The organism is Gemmata sp., from assembly GCF_051859125.1.
Classification (GTDB): Bacteria; Planctomycetota; Planctomycetia; order Gemmatales; family Gemmataceae; genus Gemmata.
Window position 1 is genome coordinate 21,972 of the sequence record NZ_JBHYGG010000261.1, and the last position, 24,939, is coordinate 46,910.

At 69.6% G+C, this 24,939-nt stretch carries 30 protein-coding genes and 1 tRNA gene; 16 read left to right on the plus strand and 15 right to left on the minus strand.

Annotation, left to right across the window (positions count from 1 at the left end; translation table 11 throughout):
* Nucleotides 1-193: 193 nt before the first annotated feature.
* Nucleotides 194-1,180 (minus strand): tyrosine-type recombinase/integrase, encoded by a 987-nt coding sequence (locus ACTIGN_RS24775; RefSeq protein WP_439628889.1) that lies wholly within the window; start codon nt 1,178-1,180, stop codon nt 194-196.
* 373 nt (nt 1,181-1,553) lie between these two features.
* Here ACTIGN_RS24775 and ACTIGN_RS24780 point away from each other — a divergent pair.
* A tRNA-Arg gene (locus tag ACTIGN_RS24780) sits at nt 1,554-1,626 on the plus strand.
* Nucleotides 1,627-1,719: 93 nt separating this feature from the next.
* Here ACTIGN_RS24780 and ACTIGN_RS24785 read toward each other — a convergent pair.
* From ACTIGN_RS24785 to ACTIGN_RS24815, 7 genes are all read right to left on the minus strand, one after another.
* Entirely contained in the window at nt 1,720-3,120 is a 1,401-nt protein-coding gene (locus tag ACTIGN_RS24785; protein ID WP_439628891.1) for a tyrosine-type recombinase/integrase, read from the minus strand.
* 311 nt (nt 3,121-3,431) lie between these two features.
* Nucleotides 3,432-7,199, minus strand: a complete 3,768-nt coding sequence (locus ACTIGN_RS24790; protein WP_439628893.1) for an SIR2 family NAD-dependent protein deacylase — start codon at nt 7,197-7,199, stop codon at nt 3,432-3,434.
* A 442-nt stretch (nt 7,200-7,641) separates the two neighbouring features.
* Nucleotides 7,642-8,139 (minus strand): hypothetical protein, encoded by a 498-nt coding sequence (locus ACTIGN_RS24795; RefSeq protein WP_439628895.1) that lies wholly within the window; start codon nt 8,137-8,139, stop codon nt 7,642-7,644.
* Complete coding sequence (locus ACTIGN_RS24800; protein ID WP_439628897.1) at nt 8,105-9,442, minus strand: AAA family ATPase; 1,338 nt, start codon at nt 9,440-9,442, stop codon at nt 8,105-8,107. The genes ACTIGN_RS24795 and ACTIGN_RS24800 overlap by 35 nt, the downstream gene beginning before the upstream one ends.
* Before the next feature lie 435 nt (nt 9,443-9,877).
* On the minus strand, nt 9,878-10,450 hold the full coding sequence (locus tag ACTIGN_RS24805) for an ImmA/IrrE family metallo-endopeptidase (RefSeq protein WP_439628899.1): 573 nt from the start codon (nt 10,448-10,450) through the stop codon (nt 9,878-9,880).
* A complete protein-coding gene (locus ACTIGN_RS24810; protein WP_439628901.1) occupies nt 10,447-11,181 on the minus strand; it encodes a helix-turn-helix domain-containing protein in 735 nt (244 codons plus the stop codon). Before ACTIGN_RS24810 ends, ACTIGN_RS24805 begins: the two co-directional genes overlap by 4 nt.
* Before the next feature lie 29 nt (nt 11,182-11,210).
* On the minus strand, nt 11,211-11,459 hold the full coding sequence (locus ACTIGN_RS24815) for a hypothetical protein (protein ID WP_439628903.1): 249 nt from the start codon (nt 11,457-11,459) through the stop codon (nt 11,211-11,213).
* Between the two features lie 143 nt (nt 11,460-11,602).
* Between ACTIGN_RS24815 and ACTIGN_RS24820 the strand changes: the two genes are divergently transcribed.
* The 3 genes from ACTIGN_RS24820 to ACTIGN_RS24830 are packed head-to-tail and all read left to right on the plus strand — an operon-like array spanning nt 11,603 to nt 12,315.
* Nucleotides 11,603-11,734: a hypothetical protein gene (locus ACTIGN_RS24820; RefSeq protein WP_439628905.1), complete on the plus strand. Its 132-nt coding sequence runs from the start codon at nt 11,603-11,605 to the stop codon at nt 11,732-11,734.
* Nucleotides 11,735-11,776: 42 nt separating this feature from the next.
* Nucleotides 11,777-12,028: a hypothetical protein gene (locus tag ACTIGN_RS24825; RefSeq protein WP_439628907.1), complete on the plus strand. Its 252-nt coding sequence runs from the start codon at nt 11,777-11,779 to the stop codon at nt 12,026-12,028.
* Nucleotides 12,025-12,315 (plus strand): hypothetical protein, encoded by a 291-nt coding sequence (locus ACTIGN_RS24830; RefSeq protein WP_439628909.1) that lies wholly within the window; start codon nt 12,025-12,027, stop codon nt 12,313-12,315. The genes ACTIGN_RS24825 and ACTIGN_RS24830 overlap by 4 nt, the downstream gene beginning before the upstream one ends.
* A gap of 7 nt (nt 12,316-12,322) precedes the next feature.
* On the opposite strand, the gene ACTIGN_RS24835 is transcribed toward ACTIGN_RS24830, so the two are convergent.
* Nucleotides 12,323-12,622, minus strand: a complete 300-nt coding sequence (locus tag ACTIGN_RS24835) for a helix-turn-helix domain-containing protein (RefSeq protein ID WP_439628911.1) — start codon at nt 12,620-12,622, stop codon at nt 12,323-12,325.
* Nucleotides 12,623-12,860: 238 nt separating this feature from the next.
* Here ACTIGN_RS24835 and ACTIGN_RS24840 point away from each other — a divergent pair, with 238 nt between their 5' ends.
* The 9 genes from ACTIGN_RS24840 (at nt 12,861) to ACTIGN_RS24880 (ending at nt 18,120) form a co-directional block, all read left to right on the plus strand.
* Nucleotides 12,861-13,073, plus strand: coding sequence for a hypothetical protein (locus ACTIGN_RS24840; protein WP_439628913.1), 213 nt, complete (start codon nt 12,861-12,863; stop codon nt 13,071-13,073).
* A 30-nt stretch (nt 13,074-13,103) separates the two neighbouring features.
* On the plus strand, nt 13,104-13,433 hold the full coding sequence (locus tag ACTIGN_RS24845; protein WP_439622352.1) for a hypothetical protein: 330 nt from the start codon (nt 13,104-13,106) through the stop codon (nt 13,431-13,433).
* 110 nt (nt 13,434-13,543) lie between these two features.
* A complete protein-coding gene (locus tag ACTIGN_RS24850) occupies nt 13,544-13,810 on the plus strand; it encodes a hypothetical protein (protein ID WP_439622354.1) in 267 nt (88 codons plus the stop codon).
* Between the two features lie 58 nt (nt 13,811-13,868).
* Nucleotides 13,869-14,216 (plus strand): hypothetical protein, encoded by a 348-nt coding sequence (locus ACTIGN_RS24855; RefSeq protein WP_439622356.1) that lies wholly within the window; start codon nt 13,869-13,871, stop codon nt 14,214-14,216.
* 52 nt (nt 14,217-14,268) lie between these two features.
* A complete protein-coding gene (locus ACTIGN_RS24860; protein ID WP_439628915.1) occupies nt 14,269-14,616 on the plus strand; it encodes a hypothetical protein in 348 nt (115 codons plus the stop codon).
* 243 nt (nt 14,617-14,859) lie between these two features.
* Nucleotides 14,860-15,267: a hypothetical protein gene (locus tag ACTIGN_RS24865; RefSeq protein WP_439628917.1), complete on the plus strand. Its 408-nt coding sequence runs from the start codon at nt 14,860-14,862 to the stop codon at nt 15,265-15,267.
* A gap of 46 nt (nt 15,268-15,313) precedes the next feature.
* A complete protein-coding gene (locus ACTIGN_RS24870; protein WP_439628919.1) occupies nt 15,314-15,718 on the plus strand; it encodes a hypothetical protein in 405 nt (134 codons plus the stop codon).
* A 987-nt stretch (nt 15,719-16,705) separates the two neighbouring features.
* Nucleotides 16,706-17,608 (plus strand): DUF1559 domain-containing protein, encoded by a 903-nt coding sequence (locus tag ACTIGN_RS24875; protein WP_439628921.1) that lies wholly within the window; start codon nt 16,706-16,708, stop codon nt 17,606-17,608.
* Between the two features lie 170 nt (nt 17,609-17,778).
* Nucleotides 17,779-18,120, plus strand: a complete 342-nt coding sequence (locus ACTIGN_RS24880) for a hypothetical protein (RefSeq protein WP_439628922.1) — start codon at nt 17,779-17,781, stop codon at nt 18,118-18,120.
* 239 nt (nt 18,121-18,359) lie between these two features.
* Here ACTIGN_RS24880 and ACTIGN_RS24885 read toward each other — a convergent pair whose 3' ends face one another.
* The 3 genes from ACTIGN_RS24885 to ACTIGN_RS24895 all read right to left on the minus strand — a co-directional run bounded on the left by ACTIGN_RS24885 (nt 18,360) and on the right by ACTIGN_RS24895 (nt 19,485).
* Complete coding sequence (locus ACTIGN_RS24885) at nt 18,360-18,761, minus strand: nuclease A inhibitor family protein (protein ID WP_439628924.1); 402 nt, start codon at nt 18,759-18,761, stop codon at nt 18,360-18,362.
* Between the two features lie 2 nt (nt 18,762-18,763).
* Nucleotides 18,764-18,946, minus strand: a complete 183-nt coding sequence (locus tag ACTIGN_RS24890) for a hypothetical protein (RefSeq protein ID WP_439628926.1) — start codon at nt 18,944-18,946, stop codon at nt 18,764-18,766.
* A gap of 122 nt (nt 18,947-19,068) precedes the next feature.
* Nucleotides 19,069-19,485: a hypothetical protein gene (locus ACTIGN_RS24895; RefSeq protein ID WP_439628928.1), complete on the minus strand. Its 417-nt coding sequence runs from the start codon at nt 19,483-19,485 to the stop codon at nt 19,069-19,071.
* Nucleotides 19,486-20,735: 1,250 nt separating this feature from the next.
* On the opposite strand from ACTIGN_RS24895, the gene ACTIGN_RS24900 reads away from it, so the two are divergent.
* The gene (locus ACTIGN_RS24900) at nt 20,736-20,975 is read left to right on the plus strand and encodes a hypothetical protein (protein ID WP_439628930.1); all 240 of its coding nucleotides are present in this window, start codon (nt 20,736-20,738) and stop codon (nt 20,973-20,975) included.
* A gap of 335 nt (nt 20,976-21,310) precedes the next feature.
* Here ACTIGN_RS24900 and ACTIGN_RS24905 read toward each other — a convergent pair whose 3' ends face one another.
* From ACTIGN_RS24905 to ACTIGN_RS24915, 3 genes are all read right to left on the minus strand, one after another.
* Nucleotides 21,311-21,907 (minus strand): hypothetical protein, encoded by a 597-nt coding sequence (locus tag ACTIGN_RS24905; RefSeq protein ID WP_439628932.1) that lies wholly within the window; start codon nt 21,905-21,907, stop codon nt 21,311-21,313.
* A complete protein-coding gene (locus tag ACTIGN_RS24910) occupies nt 21,865-22,518 on the minus strand; it encodes a response regulator (protein ID WP_439628934.1) in 654 nt (217 codons plus the stop codon). The genes ACTIGN_RS24905 and ACTIGN_RS24910 overlap by 43 nt, the downstream gene beginning before the upstream one ends.
* A gap of 384 nt (nt 22,519-22,902) precedes the next feature.
* Nucleotides 22,903-23,112 carry a hypothetical protein gene (locus ACTIGN_RS24915; RefSeq protein WP_439628936.1) on the minus strand — a complete coding sequence of 70 codons (210 nt, stop codon included), beginning with the start codon at nt 23,110-23,112 and terminating at the stop codon, nt 22,903-22,905.
* A 449-nt stretch (nt 23,113-23,561) separates the two neighbouring features.
* Here ACTIGN_RS24915 and ACTIGN_RS24920 point away from each other — a divergent pair, with 449 nt between their 5' ends.
* Nucleotides 23,562-23,801, plus strand: a complete 240-nt coding sequence (locus tag ACTIGN_RS24920; protein WP_439628938.1) for a hypothetical protein — start codon at nt 23,562-23,564, stop codon at nt 23,799-23,801.
* Between the two features lie 91 nt (nt 23,802-23,892).
* Complete coding sequence (locus tag ACTIGN_RS24925) at nt 23,893-24,297, plus strand: hypothetical protein (RefSeq protein ID WP_439628940.1); 405 nt, start codon at nt 23,893-23,895, stop codon at nt 24,295-24,297.
* Nucleotides 24,298-24,939: the final 642 nt, after the last annotated feature.

Here is a 24,939-nt window from a genome sequence, read left to right on the forward strand (position 1 = left end):
CCCGACGGGCGGCCCACGAACGAGATCGGGGAGCTGCGGTGGTCGCTCGGGCCTCTGCGGAGGGTGTACGGCCCGCGGCGGCGGAGTTCGGCCCTAGATGGCCCCCGCAGTGTACGCAGCCCAGGTCCTAAAGTGGACGCCGCAACGCGAGCGGGCCGGGGAGTGATCCCCGGCCCGGGTCGTTGAGCGGCGGTCACGCGGCCTCGCCGAACACCCACTTCCTGACGTGGTCCGCGACGGCCCGGAGCCGGTCGTCGCTGATCGTCTCGCGGTAGTGGCTGCTCATGTGGGCCACCTCGTGCCCCATGACGTAGTCCACCGCGGGCTGGTCCTTCGACTCGGCGGCGGTCCGGAACGTGTGCCGCAGCGTGTAGAACCCGACCCCCTTCCGCGCGTCGATCCGCAGCGCCCGGAGGAGCTTCTTGAACTCCTTGGCGAGCGTCGGGTCCGCGGTGTCCTTCGCCCACGGCCGGCCGTACTTCGTCACGAACACGAGGTCCGCGTCGGCCGGGTCCGTCGGCTCCGGCCGGGCGGCCGAGGCCTCGCGGATCGTGGCGGCGGTCTCGGGCCACAGCACGCACCGCCGCGGGATGCCCGTCTTCGGCCCGGGGTAATCGACGACACCGCGGGTGAGGTCCACCGCCGAGCGCGGGAGCCGCCCGCAGTCGGCGTTGCCGAACCCGCAGTTGATCCCGAGGAGGACCATCGCGCGGACCGCCCGGCCCGGCCGCACCAGTTCCGGCTCCGCGTCCCCGACCTGCACCGTCGCCCCGTCGATCATGGCCCGCACCTCGGCGGCGGTGAACAGCTTCGGCCCCCTCCTCGCCCGCTCGACGCGGATCGTCTTCCGCGACGGCCGCTTGAAGCTCTGGCCGTACAACACGGGGCAGGTGACCAGCCCGTTGTCGGTCGCGAACTTGAAGACGCTCCGGACCCGCTGGATGGTGTTCCCCAGCGACACGGGGCCGAGCCGCTTGGCCAGCGCCGCCCGCACGGCCGCGAAGTCGTCGGGGCCGACGTCGTCCGCGAGCCGGGCCTTCCCGAAGCAAGCGATCACCACCTCGCACGCGGACCGGTAGTCCTCCCGGGATCTGTTGGTCAGTTCGCCGGACTCGACGATCGCCTTCTTGGCGTTGAAGAACTGGTTGCAGACGTCCTTGACCGTGACACCCGCTGACACCTCCCGCGGCTTGCGGCCGGCGTGGAGCGCGTCCTTCTCGGCGAGGTACTTCTTCAGTGCCCCGTCGGGGTCGTCCCACGGGCCGAAGTAGTGCGTCCCGCCGCGGATCTTCTTGGCCCACCGCTTCGTCGCGTGGGGGAACAGCGGGAACCCGGGGTACGGCTTGTTGGGCTTCAGGGATTTGCCTGCGCCTGCGGACGCGGTATCATGCTCCTCGGGTATGGCGAGCCTCGCTGGGGGTTCGCGTGTCTTGTCCGGGGGCGGTCACAACGCCCCCCGGCCGCATCCGAGGATACGGGGTGTCAGTCGGGGTGTCACCGACCGGAGGAGTGAGCGAGATGGGGCGACGCAAGTGCTGATATGTTAAACCTTTGCCCTCGTAGCTCAGTGGATAGAGCACCGGTTTCCTAAACCGGGGGTCGCGCGTTCAAATCGCGCCGAGGGTACTCAGTCCCCACCCGTCCTTAACCATCCCCACCCGTCCCGCACCCTGGCTTTCCCAGGGTGCGTTGCGTTACCCCCATGGGTCATGTAACGATCTAAAGAGTCTCCGACGGTCCCACCGAATCCCCGGGCGTGCCCAGTGCCGGTGTAACCCTGGGTGTAACCGTGGTGTATCCGGGACCGGTGAGGGCCCGAACGAGTGCCGCCAGGGCGACCACGGCCCGTTCGAGGTCCTGGCGTGAGAGGCGGGACAGCGGGCTGGCCTCCCCCACCCCGGGGATCTGGAGCTTGGCAACGGAGGCCCCCAGGGCCTCGACTCGGGAGTGGGTGTAGATCCCGAGGGTGAGCCGGGGGTCCGAGTGCCGGGCGAGTTCCTGGAGCTCCTTGGCCCCCACCCCGGCCGCGGAGAGGGCCGAGAGGTATGAGTGCCGGAGTGCGTGGAAGTCGGCGTACTCCTTCCCGTTCACCCCCTCGACGCAGTACGGGATCCCCGCGGCCGCCAGGTCGACCCGCAGCACCTTGGCCGGCTTCTCGCCCCACGTCCCGGGCCACACCGCCCTCCCCCGGGGCTTCCCGGCGAGGTACGCCCCGAGCAACTCAGCCAGTCCGGGCTGGATCGGCTGGCGGGCGGCCTTCTTGTTCTTGGTGAGCCTGGCCGGGAGGACGACCGCCGGCGGGTCGGTGTCCAGGTCGAAGTTCTCCGGCCCCAACTCGGACAACTCGCCGGCCCGGTAGCCCGTGGCGAAGGCGGTCAAGTAGAGCGTCGCACGGTCGGTCCCGGTGAGGCCGCGGACCACCTTCTTGCTGGCCCGGGTCGTCTCAATCAGGTCGGCCAGCTCGACCGGCCCTATCTCCCTCCGGGCGTGCCGCCGGTCCGCCTTCGGGTTGAACCCCGGCAGGCCGTCCAGCAGGTCCGCGGGGACCGGGACCTTCCGGGCCAGCCAGCGGACGAACCGCCGGGCCGCGGCCAGGTGGAAGTCGGCAGTCTGGGGGGAGAACCCCCCGTCCCGCGTGTCCCTCGCCACGCGGGCCTGGAGGTACCGGGCGACCTTCTGGGGGGCCGAGGAGGGGGCGAGGTCGGCGGCCATCTTGAACCCGCACCCCTCGACCACGGCCCGCACCCGGGCCACGACGAGGGCGACGTGCTCGGGGTCCGGGGCGGTCCGCTTCTGCCCGCCCTTCACACCCAGTCCGAGGGCCACGTCCCCCTCGAAGGCCGTCAGGTGCTCGGCGAGGGTCTTCCGGGCGTCGTCCCGGTCCAGCATCCCCGCCCGGCCCTGGTCCGCCCTCCGGACCAGGTCGTTGAGCATCCGCTGGGCGGCGTCCCGGGTCGCGGCCAGGGGCACCCGCTTGTTGGGGGGCAGCCCGGGGATCCCGCACCCGTACCACTTGGCGCTCTTCTCGGTGACCTTCTTGGCCCCGGGCGTGCCCTTCGGCACCCGCTTCCCGGCCGGGTCGGTGTAGTAGGTCTTGGCCTGGCGGACGAGGTGGGCCACGGCGCCTCTCCTGGGGGTGGTTGCCCACCATCATCGGCCCCGCCCCCCGGGGAGTCGAGGCCGGTTGTGTTTCCCTTACCCGACAGTTGACACAACTGACGGAACCCCGGGAACGCCTTGAAATCGCGGGTCCGGGCGGGGGGTTGTGTCAGGTCGGAGGGGGTTCTGTCAAGGTTATGCCAACTGGGTAGCTACGGCACCGATCCGACCCGAACCGAACCGAACCGATCCTGCGAGCACCCAGTACGGTCCGGGCGGGATCGGCGTGGTTACTCACGGGGGCCACAACATCGCCCGCGACTCCGTCGCGATCAATCCTCTTCTGAGTCCGAAATCGTACCCGCAGCCCGTCGGATCTCTGGGAGCGGGTCCGACCGAGCCGCCTCAAGCCACGCTTGCACTACCCTGTCTCCCGCGTCACCGAGATCCGAGAGGGCTTTCGCGAGCCGCACCACCTCGTATCGAGTCGATGGAATTTCTTCGTACTTGATACCTCGCTGAGAGCTCGCCCGCTCGGAATAAGCCAACTCGGAGAAGAGGTAGTCGAGGCCGACAAGAAGGCTGTTTCGAAACTGACGGTCCGCGGCGACTTGAAGTTGGCCGAGGATGTGGACCGACGCTTGGAGCGCCAACCTGAGCGCACCCGGGCGACGAGTCGCCACGGTCGCCCCGATCTCCCGGAGCAGATCTGGCGGAATCGCCGGGAGGGTAGTCGAACGCCCCCTGTCAGAACGGGACAACTCCGCCCAGTGGTTGAGGCCTCGCAGCGCGGAGAGGTAGAACTCTACACCAGTGTGCGCGAACTCACGACGGAGGTCCGAGACAACGACGTTCAACTCGCTGAGCGGCCGAACAAGCAACGTAGCCGGCAACACGCTACCTACAGGTAGGCCGCAGTCCCGCACTTCCTCGACGAAGGAAAGGATCTCACTCGCGAGGCGGCTCCGCCGCCGAACGTGCGGCAACAGTACATCCCGGACCACGTCCCACAAGCCCCGCATGAACAGCGCGAGTGCGTCCCTGTCCCAGTCCTCGAAGAGCCGCCTCTCGCGGCGACTGGTTACCGCCTCCCGTCCGTGGTCGTTCCACCATGCACGCAGTTTTTTGAACAGCGATTCGTGATCCTCCGCCGTCCACTCGATGTACTCCCTGCGGGTGTCATGCGGGGTGGTCCGTGGGGCAGTCGCATACCGGATCAGTCGAAAGTAGCTGTCCGGCTGGACGAACCCACCGAGGACCGCTCCTAGCTGTTTAGCCAGAATGTCTTCCTTCACTCTCACCGCCGCAGACCGCCCGCTAGGCACTGGTATCGAGAGCGCGAGTTTCCCCGTGTACGGCCCCCACAACTCCCAAGGCAACCCCGATTTCTTGAGGACAGGGCCCCAAAACGCAACCGCCATTGCTCGCTCGTCGGCGGCTGATGTCGCGCCGAGATCGTGAAGGAGATCGCACCGCCACATCGCCGCGCGGCGCAGTTGGGTTCCTTCTGACTTCAAAGCGGTAACGGCTCGGCGACGGGCCGAGGTTAGTTGCCCAGTTCTCAAACCGCTTGACCGCCGCCTCGCACGGTCGCCTACCACCAAGGGTGGATCGGGCCAGTTGTCTGGGTGAAAGACGTGAAAGTCTGGCTCACCGGGAAGCGGGATGTTGAATAACGCTGGGAGTTGGGCCTCGATCTCTTCCACCGAAGCATTTGCGGCAAGGGCGTGGAACAGCGCGCGCACTGCCTGGGGGTTAGTGACGTGGCCGCGAACGGCAGGGATCGGTGCGAGTGATCGAGCGAATTCCCACAGTCGTTGTCGCTCGTTCTCCGGTGCGCGAACGATCAAGCGTGCAAGAATTGTGGTGGCAGCAGTTAGTCGATCCGCCGCGCGGCGTTCTACGGGTGGTGCGTCCCGCCGGCCAGCACCGGCACAGGGAACAGAGGCCTCTGCGGCCCGCAGTGCATCGGTACGCCACCGGTCCACGAGTGGTTGTGGGAGCGCCGCGATGCGGGACCGAGAGAGGTACGAGTCCAGAATATTCTCCGCCCGCAGCCGGAACATTAGAGACTGCGTTCGCGACGGGTCGTGGTCCGCGAACCATGTCGCGGCGGTTACGTGCGCGTCTTTGGAGAAGTAAACGCTCGGGACCACCGGAGGGATCCCGCTTTCTTCGGTGAACCGAAGAAGTTGGTACACCGTGAGCAGCCGGTCGTGAAAGTCCTCGCTCGACCGCGTCGTGTGCGTGGCAGTGCCTGGCTCGAACCCCAACCGCGTCTCGGATGGGGCCGTGGGTTGAGGCGGCTCGCCGCCGAGCCGCGTCGTGAACCAGTCCGCCAAGTCCCACGGGTCCGCCCCGAATCTCCGGAGTTGGCGGAACCGTTCGACTAAGTTACTGCGCTCGAGGTCGCGGGGCGCTCGCCTGCGCCGCCTCTCGGATTGGTCGATCCCGTTGAGGAGCCAGACCGCCCAGCCTTCGCGCGAAAGCGCAAAGATGTGGTCCGCGGTGTCGAGGATCCCGCGCCGGAGCACGTCCACTGCGGTCTGTGCGAGGTCAATCGCCTCGTCCACCCTCCCTAACTCCGCCAAGATGCCAGCTTTTCTCACGGACCAGAACGGATCCTGTGTGTCCTCTGGCCACCTACTCACACTCTCCGTTGCCTGTTCGTCGTCCAAACGGGCGACGGCGTAGAGGCACCGCTCGTAACAAAGGCGAGCCCTTGCGTCCGCATCAAGCGGCAGACGGTCCATGCGGCCGTGCCACGTCTCGAACGGTTCGTCTAACCGTTCCTCGCGGTAGAAACGTACAAGTGCAAACGCGAGGGTCTGCCACTGACGTCGCACCTCGCGCCAGTTCGACTTTAGCTCTTTGGTGGATCCCGGCGTGACTGCCGTGGTAGGCAGATCCTTGAGCTCCGTAGGGAACGGGTTGACGGCCGAGAGCGCTCGCTCGAGTTCCGGACGGAGTTCGTTCCACACTGGGGACAGCGCGAGCTCCAACCTCCAGTTGAGTTCGTCGAGAACTTCTAATTGCTGCACAGGATAGATCCCGGGTCGCGCTTCGACGTAGTGTGCGATCCAGTGCTTCGTCGTTCTCCAGACGCGGTCCCGGACCTCGTCCGGTGCGATCAACCACCCGGGGTACAGCGACCGATTGTGAGTCCACGCCCGGGCGGCCGACAAGATGGTCTTGGCCCCGTCGAGTCCCTCTCCGTCTTGGTTCGGGAACTCAGGCTCGGACACAGGTGTCGGGATGGGCGACGGAGGCAACCGCGGCATCTCGGGGTCGTCAGGCGGCTGTGGGGGTGGTGCTTTCGGCCAGTCAAGCGGGTGTGAAGAGCGGTGTGCCTGCAGGCTGTTCAAGAGCCACTGTAAGGCCAGGGTGTGGCGATGAGCGGCGTTCGGAAACCCCGTGCTCGGGAAAAGCGGGGAGAGATCGACGGGGATGACCCCGCGGGCCTGCAGCAGGCTCCGTTGTGACGTGGACAGATCGAGCAAGCCACAGAGGTAGATCCTCGGCGCATACTCTGCCAACTCGTCCCGCACCCATCCGCTCCAGGCCAGGAAATTGGGGTCGTCGCCGGAAAACCCGATGAGGCAGAGGGAGTTTTCCATCACCGCTTGTCGGACCAAGTTGACGAACGGGGCGTAGCGGCGCGGGTACGTCCGGAAGTCATCTTCGGTGAGGATGAACGGGCTGTTGGACGGGAACGAACCGTGCAGTTTGACGATCCGGGGTCGGGCGGCCGATGAGATCTCTTCGGGCCGGCGGACCACCGTGTACCGCCGACGGAACACCGTTGCTGCCTCTCTCTCAAGGAGCGTGTCGTAGTTGGTCGTCAACACGTCCGCCCACGGCAGCTCCAATAGACAGCGGTGTAGCGGGCCGGGACCGAAATCGGCGTCAGGCACGGTCTCCTTAATGAGGTTGTCGAGATCGTGCCGTCCGAACGCAACCGTGTACTCTTCCGCCAGGCGGTTCGCGACGCTCGTGGCACCCGCCACGCGGCTCAGCCACTCGCGTCGTCTCTCCCCACCCGATCCATCGGGGTAGAGCCGGTCGATCAAGGCCGTGGTCAACTCTTCCCACGTCGGCATCGACGTCCGGCCAACGCGAAGGGGGACGGCATTCCGGCTCATCCCGGCCCCAACCATCACCGCGGCCCGTCCGAACTCACGGTCCGTCCAGAGTGCACGGCGGATTGCCCCGACGTGCTGTGCGTCAGGAAAGTGGGGAGGCACTATTGATGGTGTCATACAGGAATGTTACTAGAATCTAACCCGCATCCATTCTGGAGAAGTGCAGATGGACCAGCCAGGGGGACCAATCGCCCGGCTGTAGCGGTCGCATCAATTGCGCAGGGCAACAGAGGACCTGTCAACTCGATCCGGACCCAGGTTCGGATCACGCGTGTCAGATGACCTCTCCCACAAGGGCGGGCATCTACTCGGCCGGGTCGTCGTTCGTTGCGCGACTGAGGGGCCGCACCTCAACGGAACTTGTCAACCCACGTCGAGGAGCAAGACGCCCGTTTGCCGGCTACTGCACGGATCGCTGAGCCACGCCTCGGCGGTCTGTGATTGCTCTTCGGATCTCGTCAACGACCTTTTGCTTGGCACGAAGGCTTGTCACCTTCCCCTCAACGTGCGCGGCGGTCGCGATCAGTTTGAGGTCTTCAAGGCCGAAGGTCCCGACGAGCGGGCCGAACACCTCGTTGATCTGTTCATCGGACGCGGTCGGGGCCGTCTCATAGAGCACAGCAACCTTCGCGCGCACGTCGTCGATGGTCGGTGCGGGGGGCTTGGAATTCTTTGGGCTCGCCTTCCTCGCCTTTGCCTTTGGCGTGAGGACACCTGTGGTCCAATACTCGTGGGCCTGGCGCAGGAACGTCACGAACGCCGGAAGCTTCTCGTCCTTAAACGGCGCGAGCGCGTCGTGGACCGCGGTCAGCTCCGTGACCACGGGCTTCCCCGCCTCGGCAGCCGCGAGGAACTCGGCCAGGTCACGAAGGTGCTTTTGCAGAGCGGCGACATTCACTGGGGAGTTCCTTTTCGACATCGGCGGCGAGTTGGCCGAACAAGGTTTCGAGCCGCGTGCCCGTCGGCTCGGCCACGAACTCCGTCTCGCTGTGGCGGACGTCCCTGATGTCGGGGATCACGGTCGGGAACCGTGTGACCTCTTGCCCGTAGGCGTCGAGGCACCAGCCGGCGAGTTGGTTCCAGTCGTCCCGCTCCGTGCTGGTCATCCCCGAAGGGTAGGTCCGGTTCGCGACGAGCCCGAGTACCTGGAGCTTCGGGTTGATGAACCGCACGAACCGCTCGTCCCGCACCACCCGCTTCAGCATCGGGGGCACCCGCTCGAAGGACCGCCGGCTGAGGGTCGTGGGCACCAGCAGGTAGTCGCTCGCGGCCAGCGCGTTCACACACGAGATGTTAACGAGCGGCGGGCAGTCGATCAGGACGAGGTCGTACTCGCGGCTCACGCTCATGAGGTGGAGGGCCTTCCGCAGGAGGAACCGTGTGTCGCGTTCCCCGCTCCCCATCAGCCACCGCATCGTGAGGTTCAGCTCGGCGTACCCGAGCTTGTCCGTCGTGCCGACGAGGTGAAGCGCTCCCCCGGCCTCGGTGGTCGCGAAGACCTCCTGCACGTAGTCCGCGAGCTTCACTCGCCTGTCCTCCGCCGCGGCGCTCAGAAAGTGTTGCATCAGGCTCGTATCGTCGACCAGCGCGTTGATCTTGTCCTGGGTGAGGAGCAGACTGGTGAGTGACCCCTGGAGGTCGAGGTCGAGCAGCAGCACCCGGTACCCCCGGCGGGCGAATGCCGCCCCGAGGTGGGCGGTCACAGTGGTCTTGCCGACACCCCCCTTGAGGTTCAGCACGGAGACGATCGCGCACTGCCGCCGGCCCAGGTCGCGGAACTTGGGACGCTTCTGGAGTGCCTTTGCGTTCCACAACTGGCCTTCGAGCTTCAGCGCGGACTTCACACGCCGCTCCAGTTGCGTGAGGGCCCTCGTGCGGTCATCGAGTTGCTCCTCTGTCACCCCGGCCTCTGTGCGGAGCACGCCAACTGTGTGCTGGAGGTGCTCGATCTCACCACGGAGCTTGCCCAGTTCCTTCAGCTCGCGGTGGAGGCTCGTCCTGACAGCCTCAAGTTCGTGGCGGGTACCCTGCAGGTCCTTCTCTGCGGCGTGCTGGTAGTCTCGCGACTCGGCGAACTCGACCTGGAACGGGGCCAGCGCGGCGCGGGCCGCGTTCGCCTCGCCGCGGTACTTGTCGGCCTGTTCGCCCGAGCATTCCGCTTGCGACTTCCACGTCGCCGCCTGCCTCTCCGCGGCGCGCACTCTCGCCCGGTACGTCCGGGCTGCCAGGGTCCACGTTGCCACGGCGACAGGGCCTAACACGCCGGCAACCAAGCCGGCGAGTTTCAATACCCCGGGAAGGGTGGCGAGGTCGAGAAGCTCCCCGTCAGACCCGAACAGGACCGCCAGCAGAACGGAGGATGGCGACACGGGCAACTCCGAGACGGCGTATAACGTTCAGCCGCATACTTTAACCTCTCACCGGTTCGCCCGAAAGTGTCTTCGTTCCGAATTTGACGGTTGGATGGGCAACATGGAATACGCGGAACATCGGGCGCACGGCCAATTGGGAGATGTGAAGTGTCCACCCGAGCCGCACACCCTCGGCCAGCCACTCGCTGGCCGTCGCAGCGGTCTCCCCTCGAACGCACAACGAACCGCCCAGCACCCAGTTGCTTACCGGTTCGGGCTCGGCGGTCACCCGTGCCGCTCGATGCTGTACCGGAACCGCCGGCTGAGTCGGTACCGCACCCACCGCCCCGGGCTCACCATCTCCTCGACGAAGCCGCCCGGGTTGGCCCCGTGGTGGAGCCAGTCGCGCCGCCGCCGCATCCGGCCGATCAGCGGGCCGAACCCCCACTTGTAGGCGTACCAGTCGGCGGCGGCCTCCTCGGCCCACTCGTCGTTGGGGGCATTGGTCCGCTCGACGTCCTCGAGCACACAACAGGCGTGCCCGAGTTCATGGGCCAGGGTCGCGCGGAACGCGGGCTCGGGCAGCCGCTCGTTGATGACCACGACCCCCGGCGTCTCCGCGGTCCCGTACCCCCAGGTCGCCGGGTCGTCCGCGGACGGCGAGTCCTCCAGCCACTCGCCCATCGTCCCGTCGGCGACCGCCTCCGCCGACAGGGGCTCGACCGCGCGCACGACCCGGCCGATCCGCTCCCGGTCCGCGGGGCAGTACCGGCCGATCTGTGCGAGCACGGCCGCGAGTTGCCTCCGGGCGGCCGCCGAGACGAGCGAGCACGGGACCGCCGACACCCCGGTGGTCACTTCTTCCCCCGCTTCGGGACCGGCTTCTTGGGAGTCGCCTTGTTGCCGGTGGCCACATCAACGGCCGCTGCAAGGAGGGGAGTTTCCGGCGAGGTGGTGAGGCGTCGGAGGGTACTGCGAACGATCTCTTCCATCGTGGCGGCGACCCAGTTTTGCATGTCCTCGCCCGCGTCGATGATCATGGCGTAGGTGTAGTCGGGGAACTCGCTGTCGCCGTCGCCGTCGGTGGCGTAGGCGAGTTCCTTGATGCCCTTCTCCGCGAGCCGCTTCCTGAACTCCGCCGTCTCCTCGTCCCGGAAGTGCCGCCCCTTTGCGTAGGGGTTGTTGTTGTAAAGGCACAGCACGTTCAGGTCCTCGATGTGCCACGTGCCGCGCCGGGACGAGAAGTGGTTCTCGCGGGCGTCCTTCGCGTAGTACGCGGCGAGTGCCTGCCACTGCTTCGGACTCGTCTTGGTCACCGTCTTCATCGCGGGCTCTTCCTTCTTGGGTCGCCCCCGCGGCCGCCGCTGGGGCAGTTGTTGAACCCCGGTCGTCAACACCAGGCCGAGCGCCGCCGCCAACTTGTCCAGGCTCGCGAGGGTGAGCCCCTGCTTGCCGGACAGGAAGCGACTCATCGCGGACTCGGCGATGCCCGTGCGTTGGCACAGCGCGTAGCGGGAGATCCCGCAGCCCTCGATGATCGATCGAAGCTGGTCGGAGAACGACGGGGTTTGCGGCACGAGTGGCACCATACTGTATATGCTTGCTCGGTGTCAAGTATTTATCCGCGACCCGTTCCCTTCCCTTTCTTCGTGACCGCCGGCTTCACCGCGGTGGTGACCGGCGGTAGGGGCAGCAACTCGACCGGGGCCGGCGGGGGCGGCGGGTACGCGACGTGCCGCCGCAGCCCCTCGATGACCTCGTCCTTGAACGTGTGGCCCCTCCGCTCGGCGAGGGCCTTCACCTGCTCGACCAGGTCGGGCGGCAACTCCATGTACACGCCCTTGTTCTTCCGCGGGTTGCTCGGCATCGGACCCTCCTACCCGCCAATGTACGCCGCCGGCCTAGGCCGTGCCAATATTTCACCAGGAATCCGGTTGACAACAAGCCTAGGCCAAGCCTATAGTATCGGTGTTGACGGTCGCAACGGGCGCGACGAACGGGGGACGCGAGATGTTCGGAGCACTGATCCAAGTGGCGTGCGGCCTGGTCCTGCTGGCCCTGGGCTCCGTGGTGACCGGCTCCGTGGTCCTGGCGGGGGCGGGCCTGACCGCGGCGATGAGCGGCACCGGCGACGACGAGTGACCGACCGCGACCCGGCCACCACCCAACCTGAAGGAGCCTTCCGTGTGCGACCTCGACGGCCTGACCTGCCCCCGCGACTGCTTCGACATCGGCCGCACCTTCGGCCAGGACGGCACGTCGGTGGGGGCGATGTGGGCGAGCCTCGCGGCCGACGGGGCCGCCGACCTCGACGACTGGCAGCGGGCCAACCTGGAGGAGGGGTGGCACGCGGGCCGGGCCGACTTCGAGGCGTTCACCGCGGCCCCGGTGCGGGACGAGCCGCTGCCAGTGGCGGGCGACGAGATCCCGTGGTGAAGAGACCGAACCTGGGCCGGTCAGTTCGACCGGCCCACAACCTGGAGGACGTGACCGTGACGATCGACGTGTTCGGCTGGCTGCGGCGGAAGGCGTGCGAGGCGGTGCTCGGGGGCGTGGCTGACGCGGCCCGCCAGCTCGCCCCGGGCGACGACCCGCCCGCTGACCTGGACGGCCTGCGGCAACTCCTGGCCCGCACCGACGTGCGGGCACTCGCGGCGACGGGGGAGCGTGCCGAGGGCATGAAGGAGGAGGCGGAGCCCGCGGCGCGGCGGAAGGCGAGGTGAGGAGCGGTCAGCGCTTCGGCTTCTTGGGGGCCGGCTTCTTCGCGGGCGGGGGTGGGGGAGGTTCGTCGTTCGGCTCGGCTGGCTCAGCCGCGTCTACCGACTCGTCGAACTCCGCGACCGAAACTCCGAGACCATGTGCGAGCTTAACGACCGTACTCCAACCCGGGTCACGATCGCCCTGTTCGATCTTCGAGATGGCCTGAGCGGTAACGCCAGACTTCTTGGCGAGGGCGTACTGAGTTACACCCAATTCTTCACGGAGTTGCTTGAGTCGTTCGCCGAAACTACGTTCCGTTGCCACGCTCACGTTCCATTACCCCCGGGTGACGAACCGTGTGTTGCCGACTCCGGGTCACACCCTGATCGGCTCGGCACAGCCACAACCTTAACCACTCGCGGCAAAATCATCAACGCCCGTTGACTCATCAACGATTGTTGATTATCTTTGCCGCACGCTCAGGCTTGAAGAAAGTTGGCCCCGCGGAGCGGCAACTCCGCGGGGCCGGTGTCGACGTCCCATCCCGTTTCAGTGAAGGAGACACTCGATGTCGTCCACAGTACCCGCACGCCCCGAGCTAAGCAAGTCCCCGCACGTCCGCCCGAGGCCCCGACCGCGGCCCGCCCCGCGGCGGCGGTCCATCGGCTCCCCGGCCCCGTGCCCCGAGTGCGCCGGCGACCGGTTCTTCGACGTCTCGTCCGCCGGCACGCAGCTCGTGTGCCCGGTCTGCACCGCGTTCACCACCGCCCCCGCGGCCTGACCCCTCACCACCACGCACACGGAGCACGACATGGCACGCACCCGCAAGGCCCCGCCCCCGGCCAACGGATCCGCAGCGGCCCACGCCCCGCACCCGACGCCCCGGCCCCGCGACCCACACCACGACGCGGCCTCGCGCTGGTGCACGTTCGCCCGCGGGGTGCTCGAGCGGCTCATCGAGGACGCCAACCGGCTCCGTGCCGCGGTCCTCGACCCGCGGCACCCGCTCCACGAGGCGTACAGCGAGCGGGAACTCGCCGACGCGATCGAGTACCTCGGCGACGCCTCGAACACGCTCCTGAACGCCGACTCGGTCCCGCCGTGCCTGATCGACGTCCCGTCCCCGCTCCTCGACGACTGACCGCACCCGCCAACCGTTACCCGCTGGGTAACGGTTGAACCAGCCAACCAACCGCCTGCGTTTTGCAGGCGGTTGGCCCCGCACCCTCACACCGAACCACGAGGCCACCCGTGAGCAACCGAGTTGCGTTCCTGATCCCCGCCCCCGCCACCAAGGGCGGCCGCCGCGCCGCGAAGTCGAAGCGGGCGAGCCGCGCCCGGATCGTCCTGTCCTGGGTCGCGCTGACCGACGCCGTCGACGACCTGCTCGGCGACCTCGACGCGGCGGAGGCCGCGGGGGCCGTGTGCCCGGCCGAGGCCGAGGTCGCCCGGCGGTTCCTGGTGAGCACGTCCGAGGAGCTGCTCAGCGTCCGCCCCCGCCTCAAGGCACCGAAGTGACCCCGGCGGAGCGGCCGGCAGATACTCCACGAACCATTCCGTCACGAGGATCACGAGCATGGGAGCCACGACGACAGCAAGGGAACCGGCCGGGGCCGACCGGCCCGCGGCGCGGAAGTACCGCGCGATGTACGCGAAGGGCGAGTTCAACCGCCGGGTCCACCGGCTCATCGCGATCCTGGCGAAGGCCCGCGAGGAGCTGCTCGACCTGGCCGAGGGCAACGGGGACAGCGTCGGGCTCGACTGGCTCGAGGCCGGGCTCCCGCGGCCCGAGGGGCCCGAGCGGGAGTTGCTCGACGAGTCGTACGAGGTGGCCGCGGCCGCGGGCGGGTGCGCGTGGGCCGTCGGCTCCTACCTGGAGATGCTCGAGGGTCACGCCGTCCCGATCCCCGGCCGCCGCCGGTGACCGCCGCGAACGCTTCGAGCCCGACCCCACAACCCTCACGAGGATCATGAACATGCCCGAGACTCACCCGACCCGGTACGAGGTGCTGGAGGCGAGCCAGATGAACGCGGACCTGTGGGCCATCGCCCACGCGGTCGAGGACCTGGCCGACCGGATCGACGCGTTCCGGCGGGAGTACCACAAGGAGACGCCGCTCGAACTGTGGGCCGATGCCGGGATCCCAGCATCGGCCCCCGGGAGCTACCTGGCGGAGGAGATGGTGCGGCACCTGACCGAGTTGGCCGGGTTCCGGTGGACGCTGAACGCGGCCGTGGGGTGCGTCCAGCCGTTCGGTGAGGACCCGCGCGACGCGGACGACCTGGACGAGGCCGACACGCCGGCGGTCGCCGCGGCGGGGTGAGGGGCGACGCGGCGACGCAATAACCCCGGCTGGACTCCGCGAAGGGTTGAGGTACGCTGTCGGTGTCGCGGAGATGCATGGCCTGGGGACTTCGGTCCACCAACAGCACACCGGGTAGGTCCGCGACCCCGATCGCTACCCGTTGTGCCTCTCACTGGCGAGCCGTCTCGCCGCTGCGTTTCAGTCCGACGCGTCGTCGGGCACTCTGCGGCTTGCGCGACGGCTCGTAACCGAGGGCAGGCCATGCAGGACACCACACAGTCCGACACGTCCCACCACCCCGCCGAAGACCGGCGCCAGAAGTTCCCCCGCCGCCCGGAGGCGAACCCGCCCGGCACCTTCCTAGGGTGCCCCACGTACATCCGCGCGCACTGCCGCACCGCCGCCCGGGGCGGCTCGTCCGGCTACGGCGAGGCCGGCTTCCACCTCGGGCACCACGTGCGCGAACTCGAGCCGCACGACACCGAGCAGGAGGCCTGGGCCGGCATCATCGAATCGGAGCTCGCCCCGCTCGTTGCCGCCGGAGACGACGCTTCGGCCCTGGCGTGGCTCGTCCGCCGGTACCCGCGGGTCATGGCGAACGTCCCGACCCGCCGCCGGTCGAACTTCTTGGCCGGCTTCTACCGCGGGTTCGCGAAGGCCGCCGAGTGATCCGCGGCCGCCTCCCCCAACACACCAAGCACTCAAGGAACACCACATGCACGCGATCCAGTTCAACAAGCAGCACGCCCAGGACGTCCTCGCCGCCATCCAATCCGGGGAGCCGATCCCTTCCCGGACCGGCGGATGGTCGGGCCACGACATGCTCGCAGTGGCGGGTATCCTGTACGCCGCGGTCTTCACCCAGGGACCGCACAAGCAGCAAGCCCTGGGGCTGTCGCCCGCGGACCTCGCGAAGGTCCACCCGGAGCGCCGCGAGGCCGTCGAGGAGTCGTTCGAACGGGATCTTGCGGCCGCACTTGAGTTCGCCCGGGTGCTGGCGTTCAAGGTGATCGACGGCAAGTACGACCCGCAGTGCGAGGCCGAGGTGACCGCGGTAGTGACCTGCACCGAGGGCGGCCAGAAGCGGGTCCAGCCCGTCGCGGGGTTCAAGGCCGCCTGAGACCGGACGACGGGCGAAGCAACGCGGGCCGGGGATCACTCCCCGGCCCGCTCGCGTTCCGTGGTTAGTCGCCCATCATGTCTTGGTGATGAGGCTTCCGCGGTTGGTACCTGTATCCACGACGCTTATAGTCGGCCATCAGCTCGGACTTCCGTGCCTTGGCCTGAGTCTCCGTGAGCCCTTCCTCTCGCAGAACCTCGACGAACTGAGCTTCCTCGACCTGCTGCTCCACTCGCGGGAGGTTCGCAACTGTTGGGTCCGCGGCTCTCGCGGTGAGCGTGAACAACTTTTCGTGACCCGACTGCTCACGGGCCCAAACAATGACAACGTGAGTTCCGCTGGCCATATCGACCCCTCCCGTCACGAAGTTACGCGCCCGGCGCATTGAACCGGGCGGGGTCAGCATACTCCAGCCCGGTTCAATGCGAGCTGTAACGGCTGCGACCAGCCCACCAAATCCTTGAGGTGTTCCGCCGGGTCCGCGAGCGGCGGCACATCGCAGCACCTGACATCTGTCGCTGTCCGGGAACTCTGCCGCGGGGTCGCAGGAACCCAGGCAATGTGGTACCGGTGTGCAGCGACTAATTCTCACCCGCTGACAAGACACGATCGTGGTTAACGGCGAATGATAACTCTTTGGAAACTTGTTTCGCTCTGGCTACGATTACATTCTTCTATCTCGGTGGGGCCGTCCCACGCCGCAACGACCGGGAAGCGACCCGTGCCTCGCACATCCGAGGCCACCATGAATCGGTCTCCCTCCCCGAGGGGCACGTTCACCGTCATCGAACTGCTCGTCGTGATCGCCACCCCAGCCGCATGTCGCCCCCACGCGAGTGGGGCTCATGCGGCGGCCAGACCGCCGAGGTTCGTTACATTTTTTCCGTGAAACAGGGCGCGCAGCGCCAACAATTCAGTTGCTGTTATTCGGCACCCGGGACCGGTCGTCGGGGTGCTGCGAGATCCTTTCCCACAGAGGCCACTCCCATGCTCCCGCGCGACCCCAAACGGTCCGGGTTCACATTGATTGAGCTGCTCGTCGTGATCGCCATCATCGCCATCCTCATCGGCCTGCTCCTGCCGGCGGTCCAGAAGGTCCGCGAGGCCGCTGCCCGCGCCAAGTGCTCGAACAACTTGAAGCAGATCGGCATCGCCCTCCACAACTACCACGATGTGGTCGGGAACTTCCCCGAGGGCCACGTCATGAACACGGGCGGAACGTACCAGCGGGGCTCGTGGGTCATGCTCATCCTCCCGCAAATGGAGCAGGGCCCGGTTTTCGCCCTCTACAACCGCAACGTCAATTGGTGGGAGTCGGCCAACCAGGCGGCCCGGAACGTCAAGCTCACGTCGTTCGTGTGTCCCTCGGATATCGACGCCCCGATCTTCAACACCGCTCAGGACTTCGGCTTCCGGGGCAACTACGCGGCCAACGCCGGCATCGGGATGTACAAGCGGAACGGCGACTGGGCGGCGGTGACCGAGTTGACCACCAAGGGTCCGTTCCCGCACGGCCGGAAGGCCAAGTTCGCTGACATCACGGACGGCACGTCGAACACCGCGGCCGTGTCCGAGATCCGCAAGCAGATGGAGAACGACTCGCGCGGCGCCCTGTTCGCCGACTCGGGGACCGTGCAGTACACGCACGACTCGCTGCCCAACGAGGCCGTCAGCGACGTGACCGAGCGGTGCGTCACCAGTACCCGCAACCCGTGCACCGGGGGCGGGTCGGGAGGGCCGCACCGGCTCACGGCCAAGAGCAACCACACCGGGGGGGTCAACGTGGCCCTCCTCGACGGGTCCATCCGGTTCGTGACCGACGGTGCGGACCGACCCGCCTGGCACGCCGCCGCGAGCCCCAGCGGTGGCGAGCCACTCCCCGTGCCCTGATCGGGCACCTCGGGCCCGCCCGCTGTGAGCGCGGGCGGGTACACACCCGCCGCATACCTCGCAGGAGTCCGCTTATGCTGATCACGATGACCCGCCCTTTGCGGCTCCCACTCGGATTTCTCCTCGGCCTGGGCGCCCTTCTGGGTTGCCAGGGGCGGGGGCCGGACCGCGTGCCCGTATCCGGTGAGGTGAAACTCGACGGCTACCCGCTCCCCACCGGGACGATCACCTTCACCCCGACCGGGGCGGGCACCGCGGCCTCCGGGACGATCACCGAGGGGCGGTTCGCCATCGCACAGGACGCCGGCCCGTCGCCGGGCGAGTGCAAGGTCGAGGTACTCTCGTACCAGAAGACCGGGCGCCAGGTCGCCGGTATGAGTGCGGACGGGTCGGGCAAGGCCGACGAGGTGAAGCAAGTGGTGCCCGACCGGTACAGCACGAACTCGACGCTCAAGCACACCCTGCCCCCGGGTGGCGACCTCACGTGCCGCTTCGAGTTAAGGTCCCAGTGAGTTGGACGGGTCCGGGGAGGGAGCGTCCGGGCGTCCACGCTCTCCGCTGGAGGTGGCCGTTGCCCGGTGCCGTGACCGGGGCGAGGGCCGCGTGCCTCCGGCGGGTGGCGTGGGCGTTCACCGCCGTCGCTGGGGAGTGGGGTGCGGACGTGCCGGCCCTCCCTCGTGCGACGCAGAGGTGCGGGAGCAGGACGCCGAGCGGTTCGTGATCTTGTTGTTCTGTGTGGCCGCCGGCGCCCTCACGTCTCCACGGCCCGCGTCCTGATGCCGGCCCACCCGCCCTCGGCCGCGACGCCGACGACGTAGACCGTCAGCTTCCGCGTACCGACCTTCACCACGACCGGGCCCGTGAGGTGCTGCTTGATGGCGGCCAACAGGTCGCGGTACCTCTGGGCGGTGGCCCGCTCCTCGTTGCCGTACCAGTCCTGATCCGTCGTCAGCGGGGCGAAGAACTCGTCGAGCGGTTGCGCCTTCGCCAGGGCCCCCGCGGTCCGGTGCCGGCCGAGCCGCTTCACCTCCGACGGGGTCGGGGTGCCAGTGGCGCTCCCCCAGGTCACGACCTCCCACGGGGCGTCGGTCTCGCTCTGGTACAGGAGGCCCGCGCTCGCCTGCTGGAGCGCGGGCCCGGTCGCGGTCCGCATGGTCACTCGCTCCCCTTCGACTTGCCCATGGGCGGGATCCGCACGTCGTCCACCTTGGCCTTGAGCGCCGACGCAACGGCTGGCGGCACCCGGTCGAGGAACGTGTACCCGGTCAACTTCTCGAGGTCCGCGACGCTCACCCGGTACTTCGCCCACCCGTGGGGGACCGACTGATCGTTCGGCATCACGACGGCAATCACCCGCGTCGCCGGGGTGACCCGCCCCAGGTCGCCGGCCCCGGCGCTCGTGGCGTGACCGAGCGGGCCCGACGGTGCCGACAGGTCCGGACGTCGGAAGAGCCACGCGCTCAGGAGTACGTCCAGGCGAGGAGTTTCACCACGCCCCACGCCACGGCCCCGGCGACGATCGCCAACGCCGACCACGTGAGGGCCAACCCCACCCGGCGGCCCAGTGCGAACGAGGCCGACAGGGCGCCCCCGAGAACCATCGTCCCGCCGCCCAGCGTGGCACCGACGGCGACGACGTAGGTGGGCCCGCCGGTGAGCAGGGCGAACTCGTAGGTCGCCCACGTGACCAGGAGACCGCCGGCGAGAAGGGCGGCCCCGGTCAGTGCGTGCCGCGCCCCGTGCTCGAGGGCGGCCCGCCGGCCGAGCGGCCCCACCCCGAACCGCGGCCGCTCGCCGGGGGGCGTTGCCTCTCGGCCGGTCCCGCCGCACGCCGGGCAGGCCGACAGGAGGACGCCGGCGCCTCGAGGGAGCAGCACGTCGACCCGCCCCGTACCGCCGCAGCGCCGGCACACCCCGACCATTAGTGACCCTCACGTAACCGCCGGCCCCGGGGGTGGACGACCCCGGGGAGCACGGACGGACCTCCGACCGGGAACCGAACGCGACGCGAGTCTCAGCTGGGTTGTTGCGTGCCCGCAGGTGGAGTGCTCCTGGCGGTGCCGGCGGGCGCACCGCCGCAGGCTAACACGGCCCGCGTCGGCGGGCAAGTGTGGCACGCGTGCGACCGACGGGGCCGCTCCGCGCCGAACGGCCGGTGCCACTCGCACCTGTCGCGCGTTGCGGGGCGATCGCCGGCGGAGAGACGGCTGTCGCGGGACCGGTAAGCGAGCCGCAGGGAAACGAAGTGGCGGGGTGCGCCGCGGTGGGTTGTCGCCCAATCACCCCCCCCACGGTCACCCCGTCGAGTGATTCCGTGGCACGCGGCGTGCCACCGGGGGTACTCCCATTCTCCCCCGGCCGCCAGCCGGCCCGGGGTCACTTCAACTCGGCGTACTCGGCGTCGAGGCGGGCGAGGACCGCGGCCCGGACGGCGAGCCCGACGTCGTCGCCCTGTCCGCCGCGCTGCTGGCCGATGACGGTGCCCTCCTGCGTAGCGTCCCGCTCGAACCTCCGGACCGGGCGGCCGCGGCCCGGCTCGTGTCCCCGCCCGCCGATCGCGCCCTACGGGTACGGGCCGCTCTGGGCCTCCCCTGACGTTCACTCGGAGCGGGATGAGTCGGGCGCGGGGATGGACCCGCCCGGGTAGGGGGCCGTTTCGTGCCGCCCGATCGCGCGTCAGGAGGGTGCGAAGACTTGAGGACGGGGATTGGGGTGGTGTGGGGGAGTGGGTAGTTTGACCCAGCACCTCACACCCGGACCAATGGACCACCATGACCCTCACGGCTCACTGCCCGCGGTGCGGCTGCGCGTTCACCTTTAACCCGAACACCGTGCGGTTCGCAGCGACCCTGTCTGAGGCGCCGGATGGGTCGTTCCCGGTCCTGGCCAACTACTACCCCCATTGCCCCGAGTGCCACTCCGAGGTGGCAGTTCCCTACACCCCGCCCCCCCGGGTGCCGGCGTCGGCCCCGTAGCCGCTGGCGGGCCGCTACCCCATGCCCGCACGCCACCAGCGCCGGCCGGCTGGCCTCTCGGCCCGACCTTCAACTTCTCTCCTGTGCCGCGGCCCGCGGACCGATAACGTGACGCGGCGGCACCACACCGCCGCCGCCTTCCCGGAGGTCCGATGCGAGTTACCGAGGTCTGTTGCGATTGGGTCGTGTACCGGATGACGATGCCCGGGAGCGCCACCGGCGGCAACGTGGTGTGCGAGCGGCGGGAGTGGGAGGCGCTCGACGCGCAGCAACCCGGCCACCACACGCTCTTGCACGCGGGGCTCAAGACCGAGCGCGAGGCGGAGCTGATCGCCCGGGGCACGGCCGGCGATCCCGTGCAGCGCCGGACGAAGGCGAACCCGTTCAGGTAGTGACGCGAGGATTGAGGCTTCGGGGTTGTGGCGGAGTTCGGGCACGGCCGTGGGAGCGATCCTCCACCCCCACGGCCTTCGGCGGCAAGGAAGCACCGCCGGCCCGACTGACCGCCCTATGCCGTGAGAGGGGCCGCGGGTCAACCCGGATGCGTGGCACACCACACGTCCCGGGTCGTCATCAGCTTCCCCTTTCGTGGTTGGCTCAGGTGCTTCCTCGGAAGCACCTGACTTGTGCAGAATCTTGTGGACGGTCGGGCAGGCGGCCCCGACCGCATCCGCGATCGCCCCCTGACTCACGCCCTGCGCGTCGTGCTGCCGTCCCCCCCCGTCGCCTATTCCTTTCCCAGCACCAGATCGACCACCCAGCACCCGCGGACGTGCGGCCCCGGCCCGCGGAGGTGGTCGAGGACGGCGGCGCTGTCGCACCCCGCGTCCTGCAGCGCGTCCGCGAGAACGGGCAGCGGGCTGAAGTCGCGGGTGGCGTAGCACCCCCCGGCGATGGCCGCGACCGTCGGGGTCACCCACCCCCGAGCCGCCGCCACCGGCCGGAACGGGTTGCCGAAGATGCACCGGACGCGGGCGACCGACCGGGCCCGCTCGCCCGCGCCGGCGGCCCCCGGGGCGACGGACCGGGCCTGCTTCCAGGCCCGGTTCCAGAAGGGGAACGGCCCGTACCGGTACGCGGCGAGCACGACCAGGAGGAACTCGTCGAACATCTGCCCGCCGCCCTCGTAGTCGCCGTCGTCGACCCACCGGGCGACGTCGCCCGGGAACCGCTGGGCCTCGTCGCCCGGGTAGTCCTCGGGGAACAGGTGCCGGTCCGCGCAGGCCGAGGCGGTGAACGCCCGCAGCTTCCGGTCGCTCGCCCCCCGCAGGGCCTCCAGCATCACCGCCGGGTCGGTCGCCGCCAGCCACTCCGCCTCCGACATCGCTCGCCCCCCGCCGCCGGCGCGGCCGCCGGCCCCGTTGTGCTCCCCACCCGGCGGGCGAGGGCGCGGCGGGCCGGGGCTACCGGCCCGCCGCCCGCGTCCCGCGCCCCCTCACCCGCGGGCCACGGCGGAGCAACGGGTGCGCCGCCCGCCGGGCGTGCCCCGGCACTCTCCCCGAGTCCCGACGCGGCGGCCGGGGCGGGGGCGTGGGCCGCCAGGACCCCGCGGACCTGGGCCAGCAGGAGGACCAGGGCGGCCGGGGCGACCGGCTTGACGAGGTGCAGGTCGATGCCCGCGTCGGCCGACCGGTCGCGGTCGCCATCGGTCCCGCGGCCCGTGACCGCCACGATGAGCGGCTGCTTGCCGCGGGCCGCGTGCCGCATCCGCCGGGCCACCTCCCACCCGTCCATGCCGGGCAGGCCGATGTCCAGCAGGACCACGTCCGGGACCTCCTCGCCGGCCGCCCGGAGGCCGGCCGGCCCGCCGTCGGCGACCCGCGCACGGCACCCGCACATGGACAAGAGGTCGGCCGTGGACTGGGCCGTGTCCGCGGAGTCCTCGACGACGAGGACGGAGAGGACCGAGAAGGGGTTCCCGAGTCGAGCTGACATGGTTGGGTCCGCCGTGACGGGGTCGGCTCGTCCGTGAAGTGACCGTGACGCGGGGAGTTTCCCTTCCGCCGCCCGAGTCCCCGGGGCGTGCCCCGGACGGGTGATGGTAGTGGGGGAGGGCGTCCGACGCTATGCGGCGCGTACGAAGGTGGGACCCTCCCGACAGGCCTGTCGGGCCAGTTCCCCCGGGCGAGGGCGTCGCGGGCGGCGGGGTAGCACTCGCACGCCGGGGAGGTGGTGGGCGAGGTGGCGGTCGAGGGCGGCCCGGAACCGGGCGTACTCGACGCGCTGGGGGCCGCCGATGATGAGGAGCCGGAACGCCTCCTCGAGCGTCACCACCGGGCCTGCGAGGTCCACCTGATCGCGGAGGGGTGGTGAGGGCACTCAGGGCCGAGGTTGGGAGGGAGTGCGGGGACCAGAACCGCGGAGCACCAGCCACCCGGCGGCCGTCAGGGACGAGACCCCGATGGCCGCGTAGGCGACCCGCAGCGGGGTGACCCCGGGCGACTCGTAGGTCGCCAGGAAGCCGAAGGCGCAGAAGGCTACCACAGGAAGCAGGCAGAGCGCCAAGGTGATGCGTGCGATGGCCGGCATGGGTGACTCTTTGGAACTGATCGGACGGCGTAACCCGGCCCGTTCGCCTCGGGCGATCCGGGTATTTCCCAGTGACTTCGGCCAAGGGCACGCGAGCAGAGCGGGCGCGAGCGAGGGTTCAGGTGAGGTCGAGTTAACCTGGGCGGATCAAGAGTGAAACGGAGCGGCCCCGGGCGTTGAGCCCGGGGCCGCTCTGAATCCGGCCCGCGCTCGGCTCGCCCCTCGTCGGGCTCGTCCCGGCGTCCAATCGACGCGATATCGCGCCGACTCGATGTGTGGGCCAGAAGACCACGCACGGCCAAAACGACCGGACACCGCGAACCGTTTCCGTTTCGGAAATGGTTCAGTGCGGCGATCACCCCGCAGCGACGACGCACAAGCGGAACCGCCGGGGTGCGGGCCGGTTCCGGGTCGGTTGTTGCCCGAACCGTTGTCCCGAGCTGCGTGGCGTGGCCCTCGTGGCGATGACCGGCGGGACGATCGAGGACGTCCGCCCGCGGGCGGCGGCCGGGATCGACCTGCACCTGGTCAAGCCGCCCGGCCCGCGCGAGTTGATCCTCTCCGTCGCCCGGACCCGCGGGGACGGGCGATTGTTCCCGACCCGTCCTCGGGGGAGTCCCGACGCGGGTGCGGGCGGTGCGGGCGCGGCGGTTGCAACCCCACCCGGGGCCGCCGCGGCGGAGAGTTGACGGGTCCGGGCGACGCCGCCGTGGGCGGGTCCGAGTCGGCCGGCCAACCCGCCGCGGCGGCCCCGAGCAGAACGGCAGAACGGAGGACGCGATGCGGGTGCTGGTGACGAGTGCGGACGGGGCGGCCCTGGCCCGGTTCGGGGCCGCCGTGCTGGGGTGCGAGACGGCGGCGCACCCGTGCGACTGTCTGGGCCGGCTCCGGGCGGAGCCGCCGGACGTGCTGGTGCTGCTGGCCCCGGTCCCCTGGCCGGCCGCGGCCGCGGTGCTCGCGGCGGTGGCGACCGAGCCGGCCCTGCGGCACGTGCCGGCGGTGCTCCTGCCCGGCACCGGACCGGACCGTGCGATGGAGGCGCTACGGGGGTGGCTCGGCGGTGCGGCCGCCGGGCCGGTCCACCGGCCCGCTCCCGCGGGCCCGGCGGCCGCAACGGACGATCCCGCGGCCGAGCCGGCCGGCCCCACGCCGGCGGAGTGCTTCGCCGGCATCTTGCGCCCCTAGTCCATCCCGCCGCCCCATTCCGCACGTCCGCCCCGTCCGCTACAACACCGACCCGGCCGCAATCGCGCGAGGATCGCTCAGGACGGCCGAGGGGCCGCGAGGCGACTCCGGGGCCGGCCGGACGGGAGATCGCGCCGCGGCGGGCCGCCGCTCGCGTTCCCCGGGCCGGTGTGGTAACGTGCCGGCGAGGGCTCCCGCCGTGACCGAAGCCGCCACACTCTGCGCCGCCCGCGGGCACGGGGTCCGACTGCGACAAGCCCGGACGTTGACTCTGATGGTTCCACCCGCGCCCTCGAAGGGCGCGGGTGGCCACCACCCGGTACTCCCGGCGACCCGCCCCGGGCGGGCGGTCGGCCGATCGGTGGCGAGCGCTCGCCACAAAGTGTGACACCGTGCCGGCGAGTTCGCGTCCCCAGCCGAGCCGCGTGCCGGTGTCCGGAGACGGCCAGGAGGCAGTCGTGACTTGTCGAAGGGTGCTGGTGTGCCTGCTCGTGGCGTGCGTGGGCTGTTCCAGGCCCGCCGGGGCTCCGCCGGACGGCGGAGCGGCAATGGTTCCGCTCCCCGGCGAGGCCGAAGCCGAGGCCCAGGCCGAGGCCCAGGCCATCGCGTTCGTGAATCGACTCGGCGGGAGGCTCCGTCGCT